This is a genomic window from Pantoea sp. PSNIH1, assembly GCF_007680655.1.
GTDB classification, from domain to species: domain Bacteria; phylum Pseudomonadota; class Gammaproteobacteria; order Enterobacterales; family Enterobacteriaceae; genus Pantoea; species Pantoea eucrina.
On record NZ_VEIP01000001.1, the window covers coordinates 808,721 to 832,559 of the forward strand.

The 23,839-nt window shown below is 56.5% G+C and carries 21 protein-coding genes; 13 read left to right on the forward strand and 8 right to left on the reverse strand.

Going from position 1 to position 23,839, the window contains the following annotated elements; genetic code table 11:
- Positions 1 to 39: 39 nt before the first annotated feature.
- Positions 40 to 1,023, reverse strand: a complete 984-nt coding sequence (locus FS690_RS03710) for an arabinose ABC transporter substrate-binding protein (protein ID WP_104084807.1) — start codon at positions 1,021 to 1,023, stop codon at positions 40 to 42.
- 367 nt (positions 1,024 to 1,390) lie between these two features.
- Here FS690_RS03710 and FS690_RS03715 point away from each other — a divergent pair, with 367 nt between their 5' ends.
- Both FS690_RS03715 and araA read left to right on the forward strand, forming a co-directional pair.
- Positions 1,391 to 3,076: a ribulokinase gene (locus FS690_RS03715; RefSeq protein WP_145339097.1), complete on the forward strand. Its 1,686-nt coding sequence runs from the start codon at positions 1,391 to 1,393 to the stop codon at positions 3,074 to 3,076.
- Positions 3,077 to 3,088: 12 nt separating this feature from the next.
- On the forward strand, positions 3,089 to 4,591 hold the full coding sequence (gene araA, locus FS690_RS03720; RefSeq protein ID WP_108569291.1) for an L-arabinose isomerase: 1,503 nt from the start codon (positions 3,089 to 3,091) through the stop codon (positions 4,589 to 4,591).
- Between the two features lie 537 nt (positions 4,592 to 5,128).
- Here the strand turns inward: araA and yjfF are convergent.
- From yjfF to ytfQ, 4 genes are read right to left on the reverse strand one after another with little or no spacing between them, the layout of a single operon-like run.
- Positions 5,129 to 6,115 (reverse strand): galactofuranose ABC transporter, permease protein YjfF, encoded by a 987-nt coding sequence (gene yjfF, locus FS690_RS03725; RefSeq protein ID WP_039384209.1) that lies wholly within the window; start codon positions 6,113 to 6,115, stop codon positions 5,129 to 5,131.
- Positions 6,112 to 7,128 carry a galactofuranose ABC transporter, ATP-binding protein YtfT gene (gene ytfT / locus FS690_RS03730; RefSeq protein WP_039384208.1) on the reverse strand — a complete coding sequence of 339 codons (1,017 nt, stop codon included), beginning with the start codon at positions 7,126 to 7,128 and terminating at the stop codon, positions 6,112 to 6,114. The genes yjfF and ytfT overlap by 4 nt, the downstream gene beginning before the upstream one ends.
- Entirely contained in the window at positions 7,121 to 8,641 is a 1,521-nt protein-coding gene (locus FS690_RS03735; RefSeq protein ID WP_071668783.1) for a sugar ABC transporter ATP-binding protein, read from the reverse strand. The genes ytfT and FS690_RS03735 overlap by 8 nt, the downstream gene beginning before the upstream one ends.
- 54 nt (positions 8,642 to 8,695) lie before the next feature.
- Positions 8,696 to 9,652, reverse strand: a complete 957-nt coding sequence (gene ytfQ / locus FS690_RS03740; RefSeq protein WP_071668782.1) for a galactofuranose ABC transporter, galactofuranose-binding protein YtfQ — start codon at positions 9,650 to 9,652, stop codon at positions 8,696 to 8,698.
- 619 nt (positions 9,653 to 10,271) lie between these two features.
- On the opposite strand from ytfQ, the gene ydgT reads away from it, so the two are divergent.
- The 9 genes from ydgT (at position 10,272) to nth (ending at position 17,521) form a co-directional block, all read left to right on the forward strand.
- The gene (gene ydgT, locus FS690_RS03745; RefSeq protein ID WP_039384201.1) at positions 10,272 to 10,487 is read left to right on the forward strand and encodes a transcription modulator YdgT; all 216 of its coding nucleotides are present in this window, start codon (positions 10,272 to 10,274) and stop codon (positions 10,485 to 10,487) included.
- A gap of 2 nt (positions 10,488 to 10,489) precedes the next feature.
- Positions 10,490 to 10,933: a DUF2569 domain-containing protein gene (locus FS690_RS03750; protein ID WP_039384199.1), complete on the forward strand. Its 444-nt coding sequence runs from the start codon at positions 10,490 to 10,492 to the stop codon at positions 10,931 to 10,933.
- 123 nt (positions 10,934 to 11,056) lie between these two features.
- Positions 11,057 to 11,638 (forward strand): electron transport complex subunit RsxA, encoded by a 582-nt coding sequence (rsxA, locus tag FS690_RS03755; protein WP_094111270.1) that lies wholly within the window; start codon positions 11,057 to 11,059, stop codon positions 11,636 to 11,638.
- Between the two features lies 1 nt (position 11,639).
- Entirely contained in the window at positions 11,640 to 12,218 is a 579-nt protein-coding gene (rsxB, locus tag FS690_RS03760; protein ID WP_039384193.1) for an electron transport complex subunit RsxB, read from the forward strand.
- A complete protein-coding gene (rsxC, locus tag FS690_RS03765; protein ID WP_145339098.1) occupies positions 12,211 to 14,493 on the forward strand; it encodes an electron transport complex subunit RsxC in 2,283 nt (760 codons plus the stop codon). Before rsxB ends, rsxC begins: the two co-directional genes overlap by 8 nt.
- Positions 14,494 to 15,552, forward strand: a complete 1,059-nt coding sequence (rsxD, locus tag FS690_RS03770; RefSeq protein ID WP_039384187.1) for an electron transport complex subunit RsxD — start codon at positions 14,494 to 14,496, stop codon at positions 15,550 to 15,552.
- 3 nt (positions 15,553 to 15,555) lie between these two features.
- On the forward strand, positions 15,556 to 16,185 hold the full coding sequence (rsxG, locus tag FS690_RS03775; RefSeq protein WP_039384184.1) for an electron transport complex subunit RsxG: 630 nt from the start codon (positions 15,556 to 15,558) through the stop codon (positions 16,183 to 16,185).
- Positions 16,182 to 16,889, forward strand: a complete 708-nt coding sequence (locus tag FS690_RS03780) for an electron transport complex subunit E (protein ID WP_039384182.1) — start codon at positions 16,182 to 16,184, stop codon at positions 16,887 to 16,889. The genes rsxG and FS690_RS03780 overlap by 4 nt, the downstream gene beginning before the upstream one ends.
- A complete protein-coding gene (gene nth, locus FS690_RS03785; protein ID WP_039384179.1) occupies positions 16,886 to 17,521 on the forward strand; it encodes an endonuclease III in 636 nt (211 codons plus the stop codon). The genes FS690_RS03780 and nth overlap by 4 nt, the downstream gene beginning before the upstream one ends.
- A gap of 41 nt (positions 17,522 to 17,562) precedes the next feature.
- Here nth and FS690_RS03790 read toward each other — a convergent pair whose 3' ends face one another.
- Together FS690_RS03790 and FS690_RS03795 are read right to left on the reverse strand one after the other, a co-directional pair.
- Positions 17,563 to 18,627, reverse strand: a complete 1,065-nt coding sequence (locus FS690_RS03790) for a mechanosensitive ion channel family protein (RefSeq protein WP_039385834.1) — start codon at positions 18,625 to 18,627, stop codon at positions 17,563 to 17,565.
- A gap of 169 nt (positions 18,628 to 18,796) precedes the next feature.
- Entirely contained in the window at positions 18,797 to 19,909 is a 1,113-nt protein-coding gene (locus FS690_RS03795; protein WP_108569288.1) for an RNA-guided endonuclease TnpB family protein, read from the reverse strand.
- 732 nt (positions 19,910 to 20,641) lie between these two features.
- Between FS690_RS03795 and dtpA the strand changes: the two genes are divergently transcribed.
- Both dtpA and gstA read left to right on the forward strand, forming a co-directional pair.
- Complete coding sequence (gene dtpA / locus FS690_RS03800; protein ID WP_108569287.1) at positions 20,642 to 22,147, forward strand: dipeptide/tripeptide permease DtpA; 1,506 nt, start codon at positions 20,642 to 20,644, stop codon at positions 22,145 to 22,147.
- A 168-nt stretch (positions 22,148 to 22,315) separates the two neighbouring features.
- Positions 22,316 to 22,921, forward strand: coding sequence for a glutathione transferase GstA (gene gstA, locus FS690_RS03805; RefSeq protein ID WP_039384173.1), 606 nt, complete (start codon positions 22,316 to 22,318; stop codon positions 22,919 to 22,921).
- Between the two features lie 41 nt (positions 22,922 to 22,962).
- On the opposite strand, the gene pdxY is transcribed toward gstA, so the two are convergent.
- Positions 22,963 to 23,823 carry a pyridoxal kinase PdxY gene (gene pdxY, locus FS690_RS03810; RefSeq protein ID WP_039384169.1) on the reverse strand — a complete coding sequence of 287 codons (861 nt, stop codon included), beginning with the start codon at positions 23,821 to 23,823 and terminating at the stop codon, positions 22,963 to 22,965.
- Positions 23,824 to 23,839 lie beyond the last annotated feature (16 nt).

Below are 23,839 nucleotides of genomic sequence, written 5' to 3' on the forward strand. Positions count from 1 at the left end.
TGTCGGATTTCAGGTGCGCATAAATGCGCACCCTGTGCGTTACATCAATCCTTTCTTCGCCAGTTCGGTTTTGAAGTTATCGCGGGTGATCAGCACCACATCTGTCACCTCAGTAAATCTGGCGGGCTCTTCGCCTTTAGTGACCCAGTTGTAGAGCATCTGGCTGCTCTTATAACCGTGAACGTCCGGGCTGGGCAGCAGCGAACCATAGAAACCGGTCGCAGAGCCTTTAGAGAGTTCGCTGATCGCATCCACGCCGTTGATGCCGATACCGATCACATCTGCTGCTTTAAAGCCCTGACCTTCTGTGGCGCGCACGCCGCCCAGCACGGTGTTATCGTTCATACCGACAATCAGCCAGTGTTTGACTTCCGGATGCTGCACCAGCAGGGAGTTACCGGCATCAAACGCGCCGGGGATATCGTTGGATTTGGTAGGAACCTGATAAATCTGCTTCTCAGGGAAGCCTGCTGCTTTAATGGCCGCCATAGAGCCGCCGGTACGACGACGCGCCGTATCCAGCTCGTTAGCAGTGATCGCCATTACCGCGGTCTCTTTAACGTCCCAGCCGCGCTTCTGCATCTCTTTATAGAGTTCCTGACCCTGGCGCTCGCCGATCTTCGTTGCCGCCATCATCACCAGCGGAACGGTCTCCATCGGCTTGCCTTTCGCTGTGACAAACTGGTCATCTACCGCGATCACTTTCAGATCGTAGCTGCGCGCTTTTGCCATAATGGCCGAACCGAGTTTGGGATCGGGGGTGCAGATGACAAAACCTTTTGCGCCGCTGGCCGCCAGGCTGTCGATGGCGTTAAGCGTTTTTTCACCATCCGGTACAGCAATTTTAATCACTTCAAAACCCAGATCTTTGCCCGCTTTATCGGCAAATTTCCATTCGGTCTGGAACCACGGCTCCTCTGGCTGTTTAACGAGAAAACCGAGCTTCATCGTCTCGGCGATAGCGGAATGTGACATAACCGCGGCGAGGCTGACTGCCGCCAGCGCTTTAGTGAATTTATGCATGATGCTCTCCGGCACAATGGTGTTTTATCGCTGTTATTAACGTTTTTGTGTAAACGCTACCATCTGAATTCTGCTTTCGTGTACAGCGCAAAATCAGCGCGTTAGCTCAAGAGTTGCTGAAAGGCTGTGCAAACGCTGGGCTAGTTGTAGCGAGAAACGCGGCGCAAAATGTAGAGCGGTATCACATAGCAAAACGAAGGCAAAAATATCCATATATTCAGCAAAATTAACCGGTGTCTGACTTTTGCGGCCGATCACACAACCTGTCCGATGACAGAAAAGTACATATTCTCAGCCGCTGATGACTAACGGCTTATGGCATTGCCTCGCAGGATAGAACCCAGATAACTCACACAGGAGAATCCCGATGGGTGCTGGCGCCATAACAATTGGGCTGGATTTTGGCAGTGACTCAGTGCGTGCGCTGGCGGTTGACTGCCACAGCGGCAAAGAGCTGGAAAAAGCGGTGGTCAACTATCCGCGCTGGGCGCAGGGCCAGTTCTGCGACGCGCACGCCAACCGGTTTCGTCATCATCCGCAGGACTATATCGATGCGCTGGAGCAGGCGCTGGTCAGCGTGATTCAGGCGTTAACACCCGCGCAGCGCGCAGCGGTTGCCGGGATCGGCGTGGATACAACCGGATCAACACCGGCCCCTGTCGATCGCAACGGCAATGTACTGGCGCTGCGTCCGGAGTTTGCGGCGAATCCCAACGCCATGTTTGTGTTGTGGAAAGATCACACCGCGATTGAGGAAGCTGAAGAGATCACCCGTCTCTGCCACAGCGGGCGCTTTACCGACTACACCCGCTATATCGGCGGCATTTACTCATCTGAATGGTTCTGGGCCAAAATCTTACACGTCTCGCGGGAGGATGCTGCCGTGCGGGAGGCGGCGGTCTCCTGGGTTGAACTCTGCGACTGGGTGCCGGCGCTGTTAAGCGGTACGACCGCCCCCGATAAGCTGCGCCGCGGGCGCTGCGCCGCCGGGCATAAATCGCTCTGGCATCCGGAGTGGCAGGGCCTGCCGGACGTGGCCTTTCTCAACGCGCTTGATCCGATGCTGACAGAACAGCTCGACTCGCCGCTGTTTACCGATACCTGGACCGCTGACCTGCCGGTTGGCACGCTGAGCGCTGAATGGGCTGCCCGCCTTGGGTTATCTGAACAGGTGGTCATCTCTGGCGGCGCCTTTGACTGCCATATGGGTGCGGTTGGTGCCGGTGCTCAGCCCTATACGCTGGTTAAAGTCATCGGTACATCGACCTGCGATATTCTGATTGCAGACAGCGAAACCGTCGGCGATCGTGCTATCCGGGGCATCTGCGGCCAGGTTGACGGCAGCGTCGTTCCCGGCGCCATTGGCTGTGAAGCGGGCCAGTCTGCTTTTGGCGATATCTACGCCTGGTTCAGCCGCCTGCTCGGCTGGCCTCTGCAGCAGGCTGCGCAGCGCCACCCTGAGCTGCAGCTGCAGCTGGCTGCGCTGCAGCAGGATCTGATCCGCGAACTCACCGAAGCGTGGGCCGCTAATCCGCAGCTCGATCATCTGCCGGTGGTGCTGGACTGGTTTAACGGACGCCGCACCCCGGATGCAAACCAGCGGCTGAAAGGTGTGATCACCGATCTCAACCTGGGCACCGATGCGCCGGCTTTGTTTGGCGGTCTGATCGCCGCCACCGCTTTTGGTGCGCGGGCGATTATGGAGTGTTTTGAACAGCAGGCGATCCCGGTAAAGAGCATCCTGACGCTGGGGGGAATTGCCCGCAAATCCCCTGCCATTATGCAGGCGTGTTGCGATGTGATGAACCGCCCGCTGGATATTGTCGCCTCAGACGAGTGCTGCGCGCTGGGCGCGGCAATTTTTGCGGCCGTGGCGGCGGAAGTCTATCCCGATGTACCTGCCGCGCAGCAGGTGATGGCCAGCCCGGTTGCCGTCACGCTGCAGCCCGACGCACAACGCGTAGCGGCATATCAGCAGCTCTATCAACGTTATCAAAACTGGTGTGAGGCAGCTGAACCGCAGTACGCGCCGCGCACCCTATCCGCACAGTAAAGGAGTGGTTTAATGGAACAGCATAACGCACAGCACGTGTGGTTTGTTATCGGTACACAGCACCTCTACGGCGCGGAAACATTGCGCCAGGTGGAAGAGCACGCCCGTCAGGTGATGGAAGGACTCAATCAGGCTGGCACGCTGCCGGTACCGCTGGTGCTGCAGCCGCTGGTTAAATCGCCGGATGAAGCGCTGGCGCTCTGCCGGGCAGCGAATCACGATAATCAGTGCGTCGGCATCATCACCTGGCTGCACACGTTTTCGCCGGCAAAAATGTGGATCGGCGGATTGAGCGTGCTGAATAAACCACTGCTGCAGTTCCATACTCAGTTCAACGCAGAGATCCCGTGGGACAGTATGGATATGGATTTTATGAACCTGAACCAGACCGCACACGGCGGCCGCGAGTTCGGTTTCATCGGCGCCCGCATGGGACTGCAGCACAACGTCATCACCGGACACTGGCAGGATCGCACCAGCCAGCAGCGTATAGGCCGCTGGATCAACGCGGCGCTAGCAAAACAGGCCAGCCAGCAGCTTAAGGTTGCCCGCTTTGGCGATAATATGCGGGAAGTTGCCGTAACCGAAGGTGATAAAGTTGCCGCACAGATCCAGTTTGGCTACGCCGTTAACGGCTGGGGCGTGGGCGACCTGGTCGAGGTGATCAATGGCGTCAGCGACGGTGACGTCAGCGCGCTGATCGATGAGTATGAAAGTCAGTATCTCTTCAGCGAGGCGGCAGCCGTTAACGGTGACAAACGGCAGAACGTGCTGGATGCAGCGCGCATTGAGCTGGGCCTGAAGCGCTTCCTGGAGGATGAAGGCTGTAAAGCGTTCACGACCAACTTCCAGACGCTGCACGGTATGACGCAGCTGCCGGGACTGGCGGTGCAGCGTCTGATGGGCCAGGGCTATGGCTTTGCCGGCGAGGGCGACTGGAAAACCGCAGCGCTGCTGCACATTCTCAAAGTGCAGGCGGGCGCACGTGCCGGCGGCACATCCTTTATGGAGGATTACACGTATCACTTCTCTCCGGGCAACGATCTGGTACTGGGTTCGCACATGCTGGAAGTCTGCCCTTCCATTGCCAAAGAGGAGAAGCCGCTGATTGACGTCCAGTTCCTGGGAATTGGCGGTAAGGCCGATCCGGCGCGTCTGATTTTCTCAACGCCTGCCGGACGCGCGATCAATGCCAGCGTAATTGATCTTGGCGATCGTTTCCGCCTGCTGGTTAACGTAGTGGATGCGATTGAACAGCCTGAACCGCTGCCGAAGCTGCCGGTTGCCCGCGCGCTGTGGCGCGCCCAGCCGTCGCTGGCAACTGCGTCAGAAGCGTGGATCCTCGGCGGCGGTGCGCACCATACGGTATTCAGTCAGGCGCTGGATCTGGAGGATATGTATCTCTACGGCGAACTGAACGGAATTGAAGTGATGGTGATCGATGAAGAAACCCGCCTGCCTGCGTTTAAGGATGCGCTGCGCTGGAACGAAGTTTATTACCGTTTAGCCCGCTGATTCCGATTACTGATCCAACGCTAAGCCGCGCATCGTCGCGGCTTTTTAATGCCTGAAATTCCCGGTTTAAAACCGGCCAGGGAGCCGATCTCGGCCAGGGGCGCATGAATGCGTATGGCCAGGGAGCCGATCTCGGTCAGGGGCGCATGAATGCGCCCCCTACGGGGAGAATGGTGATGCTGTGCTGTAGGGGCGGCATTTATGCCGCCCTGGTTGCAGCGGATACCTGATGTGTGAAGATTGGGCTCTGGCAACGAGCGAGAATGCTGGCAGGCCGGTGAAGCCCGGGGCGAAGAGCAAAGCGTCCGCGCCAGGGATGGCGCGGACGATCGGCAGGACGCCGGGTTCCTTTGCGATCGCCCCGGGCTTTACCGACCGTGGTAGTCGGCCAGGGGGCGTATAGCCCGGGAGCCGATCTCGGCCAGGGGCGCATTAATGCGCCCCCTACGAGGCAGAATGGTACTGAATGCGCCCCCTACGAGGCAGAATGGTACTGAATGCGCCCCCTACGAGAAAGAATGGTGCTAAATGCTTCCCCTACGGGGTGAGGCGTTTTACCGGGGCGTTTTGCTGGCGATCCCACATTACGGTTAACATGCGCTGCAGCGCGATAAAAGCAAACAGCAGGATGCCGATAGCAATCTTGGTCCACCACGAACTTAGCGTGCCGTCGAAATTAATCCACGTCTGGATCAGTCCCTGAATCAGTACCCCAAACAGCGTGCCGAGCACGGTGCCAACGCCGCCGGACAGCAGCGTACCGCCAATCACTACCGAAGCAATCGCATCCAGCTCTACGCCAAGCCCGGCCAGCGCGTATCCGGCGGAGGTATAGATAGAGAACACAATACCGGCCAGGGTCGCCAGCGTCGTAGAGAGCATATACACCTTAATGGTCGTCGCGCGGGTCGAAACGCCCATCAGCTGCGCCGAGGTAAGATTGCCGCCAATGGCGTATACCTGATTTCCGAACCGGGTACGGTGCGCCAGAATAATCCCTCCTGCGACCACCACCAGCATAATTACCGCCAGCAGGCTCAGCCGCCCGCCGCCGGGGATTTTCCAGGCCAGGCCTGACAGCGTGGCGTAAAGAGGATGATCAATCGGAATAGAATTCTCTGACACCAGGTAACTGCAGCCGCGCAGAAAAAACATCCCTGCCAGCGTAATAATAAACGCCGGGATCTTCAGCGCATCAATCAGCCAGCCCATCATGGCGCCAAACAGCGCCCCCAGCGCAAGAATCAAGGCAAACGCCAGCAGCGGATCAAGGTGAAAATCACCGATAATGCGGGCCAGAAACACGCCGGTAAAGGCGATTACCGCGCCAACGGAGAGGTCGATCCCGCCGGACAAAATCACAAAGGTCATGCCTACGGCGATAATGCCAAGAAAAGCGTTATCCGTCAGAATATTGCAGATAACCCGTGTTGATGCGAAGCCCGGAAACTGGCTCAGACAGAACAGATACCCCGCCACAAACACCAGCAGCGTAATCATCAATGGCAAATGACGCTTTATCATTTTGAACGCCTCCCCTTCAGCATGGCGATAAACCGCGGCGACTGCAGCAGCAGCACGCACATCACAACCACCGCTTTCACCACCTGGTTCAGTTCCGGCGGGAACCCTGACAACAGGATCCCGGTATTCATCGACTGGATAATCAGTGCGCCAATCAGCGACAGCACCAGATTAAAGCGACCGCCCATCAGCGAGGCTCCGCCAATCACCACGGCCAGAATGGCATCCAGCTCCAGCCACAGGCCGGCGTTATTGGCGTCAGCACCCCGGATATCAGCCGCGACAATCAGCCCGGCCACCGCTGCACATAAGCCGCTAATCACATAGGTCGACATCACTACCAGCCAGCCGTTAACGCCTGCGTTACGCGCCGCGCGCAGATTGATACCTACCGCTTCGATAAACAGGCCCAGCGCTGTTTTGCGCGTCAGCAGCCAGACAGCCAGCGCCACCAGCAGCGTGATCCACACCGGCACCGGCAACCAGAGCAGCGAACCGCTGCCAAACCACGCCAGGCTTTCGCTGTTAAACGTCACGATCTGCCCCTGCGTAATCAGCTGCGCTACGCCCCGCCCCGCTACCATCAGAATCAGCGTGGCCACAAACGGCTGGATTTTCAGCAGCGCCACCAGCACCCCATTCCACAGACCACATAGCAGACCGGTGCCCAGCGTTGCCAGCACAATCACGCCCAGGCTATGTCCGGCAACGGTCAGCGTCGCTGCGGTTGCGCCCGCAATAGCCATTACCGCGCCCACAGAGAGATCGATCCCGCCGGTAGCGATGACCAGCGTCATGCCCACGGCGAGCAGCGCTACCGGCGCGGCGCGGTTCAGAATATCGATCGGGCTGCCAAACAGACGACCATCCTGAATATGAATGGCAAAAAAGTTATTCGCCACCAGGCTGTCAATCAGCAGCACCAGAATCAGTGCCACAAGCTGTGGCATACCCGGAGGCAGCTTCAGCTTACGTCTTTCAGGTTTTGACTGTGTCATAGACGATTCAGGCATGTTGTGCACCTCCCTCGGCGATCGCGTTCACAATGGACGCCACGGAGAGCTGCTCGAGTGGGATTTCAGCCACCTGCTTCAGATCGCGCATAATCAGGACGCGATCGGCGTAGCCAACCAGCTCTTCCAGTTCAGAAGAGATGACCAGCAGCGCCAGACCATCCGCGCAGAGCGATTCGATCAAACGAATAATCTCAGCGTGCGCACCGACATCGATGCCGCGCGTTGGCTCATCCAGGATCAGAAACTGCGGTTTAGTCACCAGCCAGCGCGACAGCAGCACCTTCTGCTGATTGCCGCCTGACAGCAACTCGATCGGCTGGTCGGCATGCGGCGTACGGATGCCGAGGCTTTTAATGAAACGTTCGGCAATCGCCTGCTGCTCGCGACGCTTAATCGGACGCAGCCAGCCGCGCTGCGCCTGCAGCGCCAGAATAATATTCTCACGCACGGAAGCCGCACCAATAATGCCATCCGTTTTGCGATCTTCAGGACAGAATCCCATACCCAGGCGGGATGCCTGCGCCGGCGTGCGAATAGTCTGCAGCTTGCCTTTAATACGCGCGGTGCCGCGATCGGCACGGCGGATGCCAAACAGCACCTCTGCGGTTTCAGTACGGCCTGAACCCAGCAGACCCGCCAGACCCACCACCTCGCCCGGCCTGACCTGCAGGCTGAAAGGCTCAATGGTGCCTTTCCTGCCATAATCCTCAAACGCCACTACCGGCTGATCGCTGCGCAGGGTGCTGCCCTGTCGCTGCAGCGCGGTCTCCAGCAGCTCGCGCCCCAGCATCAGTTTAATCAGCTCTATCTGTGGTAGCGAAGCGGTATCACGCGTGGCGATAAACTGGCCGTTGCGTAATACGGTAATGCGGTCGGTAATACGGTACACCTGGTCAAGAAAGTGGGTTACAAAGATCAGACTCATGCCTCTGGCACGCAGCTGCGCCATGAGCGTAAACAGCATCTCTACTTCACTGGCGTCCAGACTGGCCGTAGGCTCATCCAGAATCAGTATCTGTGCCGACAAATCGACCGCGCGGCAGATAGCGATAATCTGCTGCATGGCGACAGAGTAATGTCCGAGCGGGCGCGTCACATCCAGCGCAAAGCCGTAATTGCGCATCAGTGTATCCGCATCACGGTTCATTTTCCGGCGATCGACCATGCCAAAGCGCTTTGGCTCACGGCCGATATAGAGGTTATCTGCTACCGACATATTTGGCAGCAGGTTAACTTCCTGATAGACCGTACCGATCCCGGCGCGCTGCGCATCCGCCGTACTGTGGGGCGTGATTGCTTCTCCGTTAAGGGTGATGCTACCGGCATCGCGTGAATAGACGCCGGTCAGCACTTTAATCAGCGTTGATTTGCCGGCGCCGTTTTCACCCAGCAGCGCCATAATCTCGCCTTTGCGGATAGTGAATGACACATTATCCAGCGCTTTTACGCCGGGAAATCCTTTACTGATGCCGCTCAGCGTGAGCAGCGGTGTATCATCAATGGTGCTCATCAGGCTCTACCTCGCTGATGTCAGCAGAGCCGCCCCGCAGGGCGGCTGCGGGGATCAGTAACCCATGTTTTTCTTTTTATCGAGTTCTGTCTGGGCATCCGCCGGCAGGAAGAGCTTCGACTCCGTTTTAATGATTTTAGGCGGCATGGTGCCATCTTTCTTAAACTTCTCCAGCGCATCAAACGCCGGGCCAGCCATATCCGGCGTCAGCTCGACGTTGGCATTTGCCTCACCGGCCAGCATCGCTTTATAGATATCCGGTACGCCATCGATTGAACCAGTCAGAATATCTTTGCCCGGCTTCAGGCCCGCTTCTTTTATCGCCTGAATGGCACCGATTGCCATATCATCATTGTGGGCATAGACCATGCAGATGTTTTTGCCGTTATTTTCAGCTTTAATAAAGCTCTCCATCACCTCTTTACCTTTACTGCGGGTAAAGTCACCGGACTGGGAACGGATCACCTTAATGTTGTTATGTCCGGCTATCGCTTCGGCAAACCCTTTTTTACGATCGATGGCCACACTGGCGCCGACCGTTCCCTGCAGCTCTACGACGTTACACTGCTTGTCGCCCACGGTTTTCACCAGCCAGTCGCCAATCAGCTTGCCTTCCAGCACGTTGTCCGCTGTCACCACAGCCATATAGAGAGATTTGTCCTTAACAACAATGGCGCGATCCAGCAGGAAAACCGGAATTTTGGCATCTTTTGCTTCTTCAAGTACCGGTTCCCAGCCGGTCTGCACCACCGGCGCGATGAAGATGGCGTCCACCCCCTGAGCAATAAACGAACGTACTGCTTTAATCTGGTTTTCCTGCTTCTGCTGACCATCAGCAATTTTCAGCGTAATGCCGCGCTTTTTAGCCTCGCTTTTTGCGACGCTGGTTTCGGCAGCACGCCAGCCCGATTCTGAACCAACCTGCGAGAATCCCACTGTCATATCAGCGGCCAGCACCGGCGTGCTGAGCGCGGCGCTCACCATGGCGGTCAGGAGTAAACGTTTCCACATAGTTTTCATTCCTCTGAAGGGAGTGTGTAGTCGGGGTACAAACGCAGATTAAGCCTGACGTAATTCAGGTAAAACTAGCGCGACATAACTCACAAAACAGAATGATTTAAAGGGGTTACGCCTAAATAGCATCATCAGCTCGCGGCAGGTTTATGGATAAAACAGCTGAGTTTTAATATCCGAAGGGGCAAATAACTGTAATAAACAGAACTGGTTAGATTTGAACGGGCTGGAAGCGATTACAACCGCTGCGTAAAGAATGGTTATGCTGTTGTTCATAAAGCAATAAGCAATTTTGTGATAACCCGCACACTCTATCAGCGGCTACGCTGGCTTAATTATCTTATATTGCAGTTAAGACTTAATTACCGGCGAAAAATAAACGCAATAAATGTTGCCGTTATCACCTGTTAGATTTTCTCACAGCATCGGAAATAAGGTGTCTGTGAAATAGATGTTTGGCTGTTATACCCCGAAACATCCCTCAAAAAATCGCTGCTGATGAAGTAATTACTCCACCTGGTCTGAATTTTAAATTTTTTTAACACCGATATATAGACAGCAGCAGCGCGCTCCCTATACTTGAGCCTTCTTTCGTTCTTTCTGTTCAATGGCAATCATGACTGCGCTGGATTACCTGCTAAAATTTCGCAAAGTGAATAATCTTGAGAGTCTGGAAAAACTCTACGATCATCTCAACTATTCGCTGACTGATGATAATGACATCATCAATATGTATCGTGCTGCCGATCATCGCCGCGCTGAACTGGTCTCTGGTGGCCGATTATACGATCTGGGCTGCGTGCCTAAATCAGTGTGGCGCTATGTGGTTTAATTATGTCTGAATCTGTTCACTCACCGCGCATCGGGGGCTGGCTGTTACTGCCGCTGGCCTGGCTGATTATGACCATGCTTACCAGCGCGCTGGTTGTCGCGCTTTATCTGCGCCCCCTGTTTGACAGCGAGCTGCGTACCACGCTGTTTTCACACGCTAATCTGCTGTTATCACAGTGGCTGGTCTCCCTGCTGACGGCCGCTGCGGTCTGGCTCTACAGCATCTGGGTATGCTGGATATTCTGCAGACGTTCGCGACGCCTGCCACGACACTACACCATCTGGCTGCTGATGACCGTCGTGCTGGCGCTGAAAACCTTTGCGTTCACGCCGGTTGCAGACGGCAAAGCGCTGCAGACCCTGCTTCTGACGCTGCTGGCCGCGGCCCTGTTTGTGCCCTACTTTAAGCGCTCCCGACGGGTTAAACAGACCTTCACCGCTCTGTAATGATGCGTTATTCGTCAGGAATTTAATTCTGCGTGCTCTCAGAGCTGCTCTCGCCGGGGTAAAGGTTGAGATGTAGCTCTCATTTCCGGATAATAAACGCCTTTAGGCTTCCCGGGTTAAACCATGACCGATTACTTGCTTCTCTTTGTTGGCACTGTGCTGGTGAACAACTTCGTGTTGGTCAAATTCCTCGGCCTTTGCCCGTTCATGGGCGTGTCAAAAAAACTGGAAACGGCCATTGGCATGGGGCTTGCCACTACGTTTGTTATCACGCTCGCTTCGGTGTGTGCGTGGCTGGTTAACCATCTGATTCTGATCCCGCTGGATCTGGTTTATCTGCGTACGATGTCCTACATCCTGGTAATTGCCGTAGTGGTGCAGTTCACAGAAATGGTGGTGCGGAAAACCAGTCCGTCACTCTACCGGCTGCTGGGGATCTTCCTGCCGCTGATCACCACCAACTGTGCGGTACTGGGTGTGCCATTACTGAGCGTTAATCTCAACCATACGTTTCTGCAGGCTGCGCTCTATGGCTTTAGCGCCTCGCTGGGCTTTTCACTGGTGATGGTGCTGTTTGCCGGCATGCGTGAACGTCTGGTGCTGGCTAACGTGCCGGCACCGTTCAAAGGTAACTCTATCGCCCTGATCACCGCTGGCCTGATGGCGCTGGCGTTTATGGGCTTTACCGGTCTGGTGAAATTCTGATATGACCGCTATCTGGATAGCAATCGCTGTACTCAGCGCGCTGGGGCTGATTTTTGGTGGCCTGCTCGGCTACGCTTCGCGCCGTTTTGAAGTTGAAGAAGACCCTATTGTCGAACAGATTGATGCCGTACTGCCACAAAGCCAGTGCGGTCAGTGCGGCTACCCCGGATGTCGTCCCTATGCGGATGCCGTCGGCAACAACGGGGAAGCGATTAACAAGTGCGCCCCGGGTGGCGAGCAGACCATGCTCAGGCTGGCGGAGCTGCTGAACGTTGAGCCGCAGCCACTCGATGGCGGTGCCGAAATCCTTACGCCGGTGCGCACCGTGGCGTGGATCGACGAAGAGAACTGTATCGGCTGCACCAAGTGCATTCAGGCGTGTCCGGTGGATGCGATCGTCGGCGCCACGCGCGCCATGCATACCGTGCTCAGCGACGTCTGCACGGGCTGCGACCTGTGTGTGGCTCCCTGCCCGACTGACTGCATTGAAATGCGCCCGGTCGCCACCACTCCAGCAAGCTGGAAGTGGGATCTCAACACCATTCCTGTAAAAGTGATCCCGGCAGAACATCATGCTTAATCTGTTAAATCTGTTTCGCAAAGAGAAGCTGTGGGATTTTCAGGGCGGTATTCATCCGCCGGAAATGAAAACACAGTCTAACGGTACGCCGCTGAGCACGCTGCCGCTGCCTGAAGAGTTTGTTATTCCCCTGAAACAGCATATTGGCCATGAGGGTGAGATCTGCGTCTCGCCAGGCGATCGCGTGCTGCGCGGCCAGCCGCTCACCTTTGGCAGCGGACGCATGCTGCCGGTACACGCGCCAACCTCAGGCACTATAGAGGCTATCGCGCCACATATGACGGCGCACCCGTCCGGGCTCTCAGAGCTGTGCATTTTCCTGCGCGCTGACGGTGAAGATCGCTGGATTGAACGTGATGCGCAGCCCGACTACCGTGCGCTGAGCCGGGAAGAGGTTATCCGACGCATTCACAGCGCCGGCGTAGCGGGCCTGGGTGGCGCCGGGTTCCCCACCGCCACTAAACTGCGTGGCGGCCTGCAGGGTGTCAAAACGTTAATCATCAATGCCGCAGAGTGCGAGCCTTATATCACCGCTGACGATCGGCTGATGCAGGATTACGCCGCTGAAGTGCTGGAAGGCTGCCGGATCCTTGCCTGGGTACTGCAGGCGGAACGCGTTCTGGTGGGTATTGAAGATAACAAACCTGAAGCGATAGCTGCCCTGAAACAGGCGCTGCGCGGCGAGCGCGATATTGAGATCCGGGTTATCCCGACAAAATATCCCTCTGGCGGGGCCAAACAGCTGACCAAAATCCTGACCGGGCGGGAAGTGCCGCACGGCGGACGCTCAACCGATATTGGTGTGCTGATGCAGAACGTCGGCACCGCCTGGGCGGTTAAGCGTGCGATCGTTGATGGTGAACCCATCACCGAGCGCGTGGTCACGCTGACCGGCGACGCGATTGCGCAACCGCGCAACGTCTGGGGGCGTCTTGGCACCCCGGTGAGTCATCTGCTGCGTCAGGTCGGTTTTCAGCCGGGGCCGCGTCAGATGGTGATCATGGGCGGGCCGCTGATGGGCTTTACCCTGCCTTCCCTCGACGTGCCGGTTGTGAAAATCACCAACTGTATTCTGGCGCCTGCCGCCAGCGAAATGGCTGCGCCGCAGGAAGAGCAATCCTGCATTCGCTGCAGCGCCTGCGCCGACGCCTGTCCGGCGAACCTGCTGCCGCAGCAGCTCTACTGGTATAGCCAGGGCGGCGATCATGAAAAAGCGCGCGCGCATAATATCGATGACTGTATTGAATGCGGGGCCTGCGCTTACGTTTGCCCGAGTAATATTCCGCTGGTTCAGTATTACCGGCAGGAAAAAGCTGAGCTGCGCGCCATCGATCTTGAAGCGAAGCGCACGGCGGAGGCTAAGGCACGCTTTGAGGCGCGTCAGGCGCGGTTAGAACGTGAGAAACTGGCGCGCGAGGCGCGTCATGAAGAGGCGAAGCAGCGCGTTGCACGCAGCGATAACGGTGAACGCGACGCCGCTGCTGCACGTATTAAGGCGCGTCAGGCCAAAACGCCAGAGCAGGAACTGGCCGAACGCGAAGCGCGTCACGCACAGGCGCTGGCGCAGCAGGCAGCAACCCAGGCAGAGACGCAGCCGGTTACCCGTCAGACAGGCGACCCGCGTAAAGCGGCGGTGGAAGCCGCGATTGCCCGGGCGAAAGCGAAAAAAGCGGCTCAGCCAGAGAGCGAGACTGCGGCAGAGAGCGACCCGCGTAAAGCGGCGGTGGAAGCCGCGATTGCGCGGGCAAAAGCGAAAAAGGCGGCAACCGAGCGTCCTGAGGCCACTCCTGCTGCGATGCCGGCAGCAGAGGCACCTGAGCCGATAACGGAAGACGATCCGCGCAAAGCCGCCGTCGCCGCCGCTATTGCCCGTGCCAAAGCGAAAAAAGCGGCCGCGCAGGCCACAACCGCAGACGAGCCGGTCGCCGAAACGCCTGCGCCGGCAACGGAAGACGATCCGCGCAAGGCCGCCGTCGCCGCCGCCATTGCCCGCGCCAAAGCGAAAAAAGCGACCGCGCAGGCCACAACCGCAGACGAGCCGTTCGCCGCAACGCCTGCGCCGGCAACGGAAGACGATCCGCGCAAAGCCGCCGTCGCCGCCGCCATTGCCCGCGCCAAAGCGAAAAAAGCGGCCGCGCAGTCGGAAAGCTCGCTGCCGCCGGCGGTATCCGCTGAACCTGAACCTGAAGACCCACGCAAAGCGGCCATCGCTGCGGCGGTCGCCCGTGCTAAAGCGCGTAAAGCGCAGCAGCAGCCTTCGACCACTGAGGAATAAATGGCCTTTCGTATCGCAAGCTCTCCCTATACTCATAACCGGCGCAGCACCGGTAACATTATGCTACTGGTGGTACTGGCGGCCCTGCCCGGCATGGCGGCGCAGTGGTATTTCTTTGGCAGCGGTTTTCTTATCCAGGTTGTGCTGGCTATTGCGACGGCGCTGCTGACCGAAGCGGCGATACTGCGGTTGCGCCACAGCGCCGTAAAGCCGGTGCTGGCAGATAACTCAGCCCTGCTGACGGCGCTGCTGCTCGGGATCAGCCTGCCGCCGCTTGCCCCCTGGTGGCTGATTGTTCTGGGCACCCTGTTTGCGATTCTGATTGCCAAACAGCTCTATGGCGGCCTGGGCCAAAATCCGTTCAACCCGGCAATGGTCGGCTACGTTGTGCTGCTGATCTCTTTTCCGGTGCAGATGACCAGCTGGCTGCCGCCCGATGCGCTGCAGGCGGTAAAACCGGATCTGATGGATTCACTCAGTATGGTGTTTCGCGGCCATACGCTGGCCGGCGATACCATGCAGCAGCTGCAGCTCGGGGTGGATGGCATCAGTCAGGCCACGCCGCTCGATACGTTTAAAACCGGACTGCGCGCCGGCCACAGCGCCGAAGAGCTTCACGCTCAGCCAATCTACGCCGGGGTACTGGCGGGACTGGGCTGGCAGTGGGTCAACCTGGGTTACCTGCTGGGCGGCATGCTGCTGCTGGCAAAAAATGCAATTCGCTGGCATATCCCGGCCAGCATGCTCGCCTCGCTGGCGGTATGCGCCACGCTCGGCTGGATCTTCTCGCCTGAGACGCTTAATACACCGCTCACCCACCTCTTTTCGGGTGCGACCATGCTGGGCGCATTCTTTATCGCTACCGATCCGGTTACCGCCTCCACCACTAACCGGGGGCGTCTGATCTACGGTGCGCTGATCGGTCTGCTGGTCTGGCTGATCCGCAGCTTTGGCGGCTATCCGGATGGCGTGGCGTTCGCCGTGCTGCTGGCAAATATCTGCGTGCCGCTGATTGACTACTATACTCAGCCGCGCGTTTATGGTCACCGGAAGGATTAAGGTATGATCGACGCTATTCGCAAAAACGCGGTAACGCTGGGGATGTTTGCAGTGGTGACGACCGGCGTAACCGCCGTGGTGAACTATGTGACCAAACCCACCGTTGAGCATCAGACTGCGCTGCAGCAGAAAAACCTGCTGGATCAGGTGGTACCGACCGCGCTGTACGATAATGCTATTCAGCAGGAGTGTTATCTGGTGCATAATGCGGCGCTGGGTAATGAGCAGCCGCATCACCTCTATATTGCCCGTAAAGGCGACAAGCCGGTGGCCGCAGCGCTGGAAAGTACCGCCCCCGATGGCTACTCCGGCGCCATTCAGCTCTTGGTAGGCGCTGACTTCAGCGGTACCGTGCTGGGCGTGCGCGTCATTGAACACCATGAAACGCCCGGGCTGGGTGATAAAATTGAGCTGCGCATCTCTGACTGGATCAACAGCTTTAATGGAAAACAGATTAAAGGGGCCGATGACCCGCATTTTGCCGTGAAGAAAGATGGCGGCGATTTCGATCAGTTTACCGGTGCGACCATTACGCCGCGCGCGGTGGTTAACGCCACTAAACGCACGGCGCTCTATATTGAAACGCTGCCAGCGACGTTGCGTTCGCTGCCGGAATGTGGAGAAACACCATGAGTGAAGCGAAAAATCTGCTGATTGGCGGTTTATGGAAAAATAACTCTGCGCTGGTACAGCTGCTGGGACTCTGTCCGCTGCTGGCGGTGACCTCCACCGCAACCAATGCGCTGGGGCTGGGGCTGGCCACGACGCTGGTGCTGACCATTACCAACAGTGCAATTTCCGCCTCACGCCGCTGGGTACCGGCAGATATCCGTATCCCGATTTATGTGATGATTATCGCCTCAGTTGTCAGCTGCGTTCAGATGCTGATCAACGCTTACGCCTACGGTCTTTATCAGTCGCTGGGGATCTTTATTCCGCTGATCGTCACTAACTGTATTGTCGTGGGCCGTGCTGAAGCGGTAGCGTCAAAAAGCAGTATCCCGCTATCCGCGCTGGATGGGTTCGCTATCGGTATGGGAGCGACCTGCGCCATGGTCACGCTGGGATCCATTCGCGAACTGATTGGCAGCGGTACGCTGTTCAACGGTGCCGATCAGCTGCTCGGCCCGTGGGCAACCTCACTGCGCATCGAAGTCGTGCACTTTGATTCACCGATGCTGCTGGCTATGCTGCCACCCGGCGCCTTCATCGGTCTGGGTATGCTGCTGGCAGGAAAGTATCTTATCGATCAGAAAATGAAACAGCGCGCCGCGCTGCGCGCTGAAGCGGAAGCTAAAACAGTGGCTGCGCCAGGTGAAATCGGGAAAGCGGTGTGAATAAAGAGAAGCGCCTGCAGATCCTGACCCGTCTGCGCGATAACAACCCGCATCCGACCACTGAGCTGCAGTTCAGCTCGCCATTTGAACTGCTGATTGCGGTACTGCTTTCGGCTCAGGCGACCGATGTCAGCGTGAACAAAGCCACGGCCCGGCTCTATCCGGTCGCGAACACCCCGGCGGCCATGCTGGCGCTTGGCGTCGACGGCGTCAAAGAGTACATCAAGACAATCGGGCTGTTTAACAGCAAAGCGGAAAACGTGATTAAAACCTGCCGCATATTGCTGGAACAGCATGGCGGCGCGGTGCCGGAAGATCGTGCCGCACTTGAGGCGCTGCCGGGTGTCGGGCGTAAAACCGCTAACGTGGTGCTGAACACCGCCTTTGGCTGGCCCACCATCGCCGTCGACACGCATATCTTTCGCGTCAGTAACCGCACGCGCTTTGCGCCGGGTAAAAATGTGGAAGAGGTTGAAGAGAAACTGCTTAAAGTGGTGCCTGCCGCGTTTAAGGTCGACTGCCATCATTGGCTGATTCTGCACGGGCGTTATACCTGCATAGCACGCAAGCCGCGCTGCGGCGCCTGCCTGATCGAAGACCTGTGCGAATACCGTGATAAGACGGAGATCTGAGCGCGGTGCCGGGGTCAGCGGCACCGCATTCTCCTGTCTGGTTACGCTTCCGGATGGCTCAGCGTAGCCCGTACATGCGGCAAACACTGCGGATAGTGCTGCTGAATAAACTCAATCATCTTTTCCCGCACGTAGCAGCGTAAGTCAAACGCGGTAGGCGAGTTATGTGCCGTCATCAGCAGCCTGATCGTCATGGTTTTTTCGGTTGTTTCCGTTACCTGCAGCACCTGCGTTTCCCGATCCCAGAGCCGGGTTTCATTGAGCACCTTCTCAAAATGCTCGCGCAGCGGTTCCAGCGGCATAGAGTAATCAAGATAAAGAAAGACGGAACCTAAAATCTGTGCGTTATTACGCGTCCAGTTCTGGAACGGATTTTCTGTAAAGTAGGTTATCGGCAATACCAGCCGGCGCAGATCCCAGAGACGCACCACAACATAGGTCAGATTAATTTCTTCAATCCAGCCCCACTCTTTTTCTACCACCACCGCATCATCAATTTTTATCGGCTGCGTAAATGCAATCTGAATACCGGCAAACAGATTGACCAGCGATTTCTGTAATGCAAAGCCAATAATAATACCGGCAACGCCTGCCCCGGCGAGAATCGTCGTGCCAAACTTACGCACACCCGGAAAGCTAAGCAAAATCAACGACAAACAGAGCGTTACCAGCACAACAATCACAACTTTTTTTACATACATGATCTGCGTGCGGATTTTTCGCGCGCGCAGGTTATTTGAGATATTAATGTCATAACGGATAAAGAGCATGTCCTGCGCGACATTGATCATCCTGATCATCAGCGAGCAGAAGGATAATATAATAAAGATGTGCAGAGCGGCATTAATAAAGCCCAGCGACTCCGGCTGAATATTCACATAATCTACGCCGGCGCTGATGAATAACAGCGGTAAAATAAGAAACATCGAGCCGCGCAGATGTTTTTCGAGAGATTTAAACAGTTTTTTATCCCGTCCCTGCCAGTAACGAATCAGGCTGAGAAGGATATATCGCGCCAGAAAGCCCATTGCGAGCGACAGTGTGACGAGTAATACAGCAGGCACCCATTGCGGAGCACCAGATAACTCACCAAGTATCAACGGCATCATCTTCCCTCATGGTTTACTGACGGCACTGCACCGCCAGTACGCTGAACATCTGGCCGGTTTCACGCCGGCCCCCGGAATTGTACTGACATGAGTATTTGACAACTCCCCTCCCTAAAGGAAGGGGATTCCTGTTTCGCGGAGTCGAACCTTACTACCTGAGAAGGCATTAAGGATTTACAGACTCTCCACAAGCTAACACTGCCAGCCCGGCAGCTTTGATATTCTTCGCGGCGTTAACGTCACGATCATGGGTTGCCGCGCATTCGGGGCACGTCCACAACCGCACGTTAAGCGCCAGTTTCGGCAGGGTGTGCCCGCACGCACTACAACGTTTAGTAGACGGGAAAAACGGGTCAATCGCGACAACAGAACGTCCGGCCCATTCGCCTTTGTACTGTAGCTGGCGAACAAACTCACTCCAGCCCGCATCCGCTATCGCTCTGGACAGTTTAGGGTTGCGGATCATGTTCTTCACTTTCAGGGATTCGACGCAAACAACCTGGTTTTCGTTAATCAGTTTGCGGGATAGCTTGTGCAGCCCATCCAGACGGCAATCGGAAATCTTCGCGTGGATGCGGGCGACTCTGGCACGGGCTTTGGCGCGGTTCTTTGAGCCTTTTTGTTTTTTGCTCAGACGGCGTTGTAGCAGTGCCAGGCGCTTCGCATATTTAGCGGTGTGGCGGGGATTGCCGGTTTTAAATCCGGTGTCAGTAACGAATAAATCTTTTAAACCAACATCAATGCCAACCGTCTTAGCGGTGACTGGCAGTGATGCGGGTTCAGACTCGCACAGGCACGAAACAAAATAGCGTCCGGCAGCGTCTTTGCTGATGGTGACAGTAGAGGGCGCACACGGCAACGGGCGAGACCAGCGCACGTCTAATGGTGTTTTGCTCTTTGCCATATACAACCTGCCATCACGGTATTTAAACGCGCTGGCGGTCAATTCCGCCGCCTGTTTATGGCGTTTGCGTTTAAACGCCGGATAGGCTGCACGCCCGGCGAAGAAGTTAGAAAAGGCGCTCTGCTGGTGGCGTAACGACTGCTGAAGCGGCACACAGGAAACATCATTCAGCCAGGCAAATTCAGGCTCTTTTTTGAGCGCTGTTAATCGGGCATTGGCTTGAATGTAGCCAACCTTCTCCTGGCGCTCATAGTAAGCATCGGTGCGCCAGCGAAGGATGAAATTATAGACGAAACGCACGCAGCCAAAAGTTTGAGCCAGAAGCTCAACCTGATCGGACGTGGGATAGAACCTGTATTTATATGCGCGTTTCATGGTTTCACATAATACGGAGTAAAATGTGAGAATACAAAAGATGTTAGGTTGGTTAGCTCCCCCTTACCTCCCCGCCCTGAAAGGACGGGGAGGTAAGGGGCATCCCGATGATAAAAAGCGTCTGCCCACGGCTGTTTATTCGTCTGAAAGGATGAGTTGATGTTCAGTTAAGCCGTGAACAGCATTCAGCACCGGCTGGCATCAGCGTTTTCGTTCGTTCCCTCAATAAAAAGAGATTTGCTGCACGAACAGCGCGCCATTTCTTTTTTCATGCGGCTAATTAATTGGAGAATTTGTGCGCTGGATCAACTAATTAGCTTTCCGGAAACCTCGCCCTGCTCTTTTAGCTCAATAACCAACCTATTATGCTCATAATTCACGCGAAAACAGCAGCATATATCGTATAAATATTCAGCAACAGTCTGTTATTCCGCTTTATGCCTCTCAGGCGGTTTGTTTCAGTAAAGGGGTTTACCAAACTTATGCGCTGCGTGTTTATTCTGTTACAATCGTTTTACACCCTATTAAACACTAAATCATTGCGCTTAGCCGCAGAGATTGCCCTGCCGGCATTCGCTACGCCAGCGTGTAAAAAATGCTTGCCCTGTGGCCCCGATTCAGCCAAATTAGGCGCCGTTTTTCCTTTCTAATAACAATGTTGCGCGGGATGACCCAGACCGACGCAGACTTAATTCCTGTTACAAAACAGGCGATGTATAAACTGAGGTATACGTGTCAACTGCAAACAAACACACTGACGAGGCAGTAAGCCTCAACGCCTTCCGGCAACCTAAAGCATTTTATCTGATCTTCTCTATCGAGCTGTGGGAGCGTTTCGGCTACTACGGCTTACAGGCCATTATGGCCGTCTATCTGGTCAAACAGCTGGGGATGTCTGAAGCGGACTCCATTACGCTGTTTACCTCCTTTAGCGCCCTGGTTTACGGTCTGGTGGCTATCGGCGGCTGGCTGGGTGACAAAGTACTCGGCACCAAGCGCGTCATTGTGCTGGGCGTCATGGTGCTGGCACTCGGCTATGCGCTGATCGCATTTTCCGGGCATGACACCACGCTGGTTTATGTCGGCATGGCGACCATTGCTGTGGGCAGCGGCCTGTTCAAAGCGAACCCCTCTTCGCTGCTCTCCACCTGCTACGCCAAAGACGATCCGCGCATCGATGGCGCATTTACCATGTTCTATATGTCGATCAACATTGGCTCGCTGTTCTCAATGATGCTGACGCCGTGGCTGGCAGCAAAATATGGCTGGGGTACCGCTTTCTCTCTCTCCGTCGTGGGGCTGGTGATCACGCTGCTTAACTTCCTGTTCTTTAAGCGGCTGGTGAAAGAGTATGGGTCAAAGCCCGATTTTGCTCCGCTGCAGGTGCGTAAACTGCTGCTGACCATCGTGGGCGTTGCGGTGCTGATCGCACTCGCCACCTGGCTGCTGCATCATCAAAGCATTGCGCGCATAACGCTCGGCGTTGTCGCACTGGGCATTGTTCTGATCTTTGCCAAAGAAGCGTTCACGCTGCAGGGTGCCGCGCGCCGTAAAATGATTGTGGCGTTTCTGCTGATGGTGGAAGCGATTGTCTTCTTTGTGCTCTATATGCAGATGCCGACTTCGCTCAACTTCTTTGCGATCCGCAACGTTGAACACGCCATTTTCGGCATCGCGTTTGAGCCGGAGCAGTTCCAGGCGCTGAATCCGTTCTGGATCATGGTCGCCAGCCCGCTGCTGGCCGCAGTCTATAACAAGCTGGGCGATAAGCTGCCGATGCCGCACAAATTTGCCATTGGCATGGTGCTCTGCTCCGGCGCGTTTCTGGTGCTGCCGCTCGGCGCCGGCTTTGCAAATCAGGCAGGTATTGTCTCCGTTAACTGGCTGATCCTGAGCTATGCCCTGCAGAGTATCGGTGAGCTGATGATCTCCGGCCTGGGTCTGGCCATGGTCGCGCAGCTGGTGCCACAGCGTCTGATGGGCTTTATCATGGGCTCATGGTTCCTGACTACCGCAGGCGCAGCGATGATCGCCGGTAAGGTGGCCAACCTGATGGCGGTGCCGCAGGATGTCACCGATCCGCACACTTCCCTGGCGGTCTACAGCCAGGTATTCCAGCAGATTGGTATTGCCACCGGTGTGATTGCCCTGCTGATGCTGGTTACCGCCCCGCTGCTCAACCGCATGACGCAGGATACCGCTGAGGGTGCGCTGAAGCGCGCCGGCGCCAGCGAATAACCGCATCCGGCTCCGCGCTGCGCACGCCTGTTACTGCGCACCGGAGCCGTTTTTCAGCTGATAAGTCCCTTCCCATCTCTCTTTTTCCCTTGTAGTTTACTCAGAGTCCGCTATCCGGCGTGCCATGTTTGTCACGTCACTCATATCATTTGTTGAGGAGATGCAACAATGAAACTCTATTGCAAGCCCGGCGCCTGTTCCCTCTCCCCCCATATCGTCGCCCGCGAATGCGGCCTCGACTTTACGCAGGTTAATGTTGATCTGCAGAAGAAACTGACGGAACAGGGTGAGGATTACTGGCAGATTAACCCTAAAGGTCAGGTTCCGGCGCTGCAGTTTGATGACGGGACGATACTGACTGAAGGCGTGGCGATTGTGCAGTATCTGGCGGATCTCAAACCTGATTACCATCTGCTGGCTCCGACCGGCAGCCTGACGCGCTACCATACGCTGGAGTGGCTGAGCTTTATCAGCAGCGAGCTGCATAAAGGGTTTTCGCCGCTGTTCCGCCCCGATACGCCAGACGCGTACAAACCGCAGCTGCGTGCCCAGCTGGAGAAGAAGTTTCAGCTGGTCAATGCGGCGCTGGAAGACAAGCAGTGGCTGCTGGGCACGCGCTATACCGTAGCCGATATCTATCTGTATGTGGTGACGCGCTGGGCGAAAGCGGTGAAGCTGCAGCTGGATGAGATGCCGGCGCTGGACGCGTGGTTTGCCCGCGTGGGTGAGCGTCCGGCGGTTCAGGCGGCGCTGCAGGCAGAGGGGCTGGCGTAAACAGTGCGGCAGGCCGGCGCTGAAACCGGCCTGCCGTGCAGTCAGAGTTTTTCTGCCGCAAAATGCTGCTGCGGCTGCGCGATAGCGTCCTGTGCCGCGACCAGCTGCAGCTCATACTCTCCCATTTCATGGGTTTTCAGCATCACTTCATATACCGCTGCAGTAACATGCTCCAGCGCCTGCTGCAGCGATTTGCCGTGCAGCAGATCCACCAGCAGCAGACCGCTGGTCAGATCGCCTACGCCTACCGGCTGACGCACGCCAAAGTCCACCAGCGGACGGCTGATATGCCAGCACTCATCAGCGGTAACCAGCAGCATCTCAAAGCGGTCGCTGCGCCGGCCGGCACGGGCCAGATGTTTAACCAGCACCACTTTCGGTCCCTGCGCAATCAGCAGACGCGCCGCATCCACCGCCTGCTCAACGTCAGCCACCGTCTGTCCGCTCAGCATCTCCAGTTCAAGCAGGTTAGGTGCAATCAGATCGCTGGCGGGCAGCGCCTGTTTGCAGTGAAACTCCGCTACGCCCGGTGCCACAATACAGCCTTTCTCAGGATGCCCCATCACCGGATCGCAGAAAAACCAGGCGTCCGGGTTGGCGGCTTTGACTTCACGCACAATCGCCAGAATCTGCTCGCCCTGTTCGGCTGAACCCAGGTAACCGCTGAGTACGGCATCACAGGTTTTAAGGCGATCGATGGCGGCGATACCTTTGACGATATCGGTCAGATGGCTGGCCGGCATCACCGTACCGGTCCAGTGACCATACTGCGTGTGATTAGAAAACTGAACGGTATTGAGCGGCCAAACGTTTGCGCCCATGCGGCGCATCGGGAACTCTGCCGCGCTATTACCGGCGTGGCCAAACACCACGTGAGACTGAATTGCGAGAATATTTTTCATTATAACCCTGTACTGC

Bases quoted from the DNA above. Each gene is read 5' to 3' on its own strand.
- FS690_RS03710 (WP_104084807.1), bottom strand. From the start codon at position 1,023: ATGCATAAATTCACTAAAGCGCTGGCGGCAGTCAGCCTCGCCGCGGTT.
- FS690_RS03715 (WP_145339097.1), top strand. From the start codon at position 1,391: ATGGGTGCTGGCGCCATAACAATTGGGCTGGATTTTGGCAGTGACTCA.
- araA (WP_108569291.1), top strand. From the start codon at position 3,089: ATGGAACAGCATAACGCACAGCACGTGTGGTTTGTTATCGGTACACAG.
- yjfF (WP_039384209.1), bottom strand. From the start codon at position 6,115: ATGATAAAGCGTCATTTGCCATTGATGATTACGCTGCTGGTGTTTGTG.
- ytfT (WP_039384208.1), bottom strand. From the start codon at position 7,128: ATGCCTGAATCGTCTATGACACAGTCAAAACCTGAAAGACGTAAGCTG.
- FS690_RS03735 (WP_071668783.1), bottom strand. From the start codon at position 8,641: ATGAGCACCATTGATGATACACCGCTGCTCACGCTGAGCGGCATCAGT.
- ytfQ (WP_071668782.1), bottom strand. From the start codon at position 9,652: ATGTGGAAACGTTTACTCCTGACCGCCATGGTGAGCGCCGCGCTCAGC.
- ydgT (WP_039384201.1), top strand. From the start codon at position 10,272: ATGACTGCGCTGGATTACCTGCTAAAATTTCGCAAAGTGAATAATCTT.
- FS690_RS03750 (WP_039384199.1), top strand. From the start codon at position 10,490: ATGTCTGAATCTGTTCACTCACCGCGCATCGGGGGCTGGCTGTTACTG.
- rsxA (WP_094111270.1), top strand. From the start codon at position 11,057: ATGACCGATTACTTGCTTCTCTTTGTTGGCACTGTGCTGGTGAACAAC.
- rsxB (WP_039384193.1), top strand. From the start codon at position 11,640: ATGACCGCTATCTGGATAGCAATCGCTGTACTCAGCGCGCTGGGGCTG.
- rsxC (WP_145339098.1), top strand. From the start codon at position 12,211: ATGCTTAATCTGTTAAATCTGTTTCGCAAAGAGAAGCTGTGGGATTTT.
- rsxD (WP_039384187.1), top strand. From the start codon at position 14,494: ATGGCCTTTCGTATCGCAAGCTCTCCCTATACTCATAACCGGCGCAGC.
- rsxG (WP_039384184.1), top strand. From the start codon at position 15,556: ATGATCGACGCTATTCGCAAAAACGCGGTAACGCTGGGGATGTTTGCA.
- FS690_RS03780 (WP_039384182.1), top strand. From the start codon at position 16,182: ATGAGTGAAGCGAAAAATCTGCTGATTGGCGGTTTATGGAAAAATAAC.
- FS690_RS03790 (WP_039385834.1), bottom strand. From the start codon at position 18,627: ATGCCGTTGATACTTGGTGAGTTATCTGGTGCTCCGCAATGGGTGCCT.
- FS690_RS03795 (WP_108569288.1), bottom strand. From the start codon at position 19,909: ATGAAACGCGCATATAAATACAGGTTCTATCCCACGTCCGATCAGGTT.
- gstA (WP_039384173.1), top strand. From the start codon at position 22,316: ATGAAACTCTATTGCAAGCCCGGCGCCTGTTCCCTCTCCCCCCATATC.
- pdxY (WP_039384169.1), bottom strand. From the start codon at position 23,823: ATGAAAAATATTCTCGCAATTCAGTCTCACGTGGTGTTTGGCCACGCC.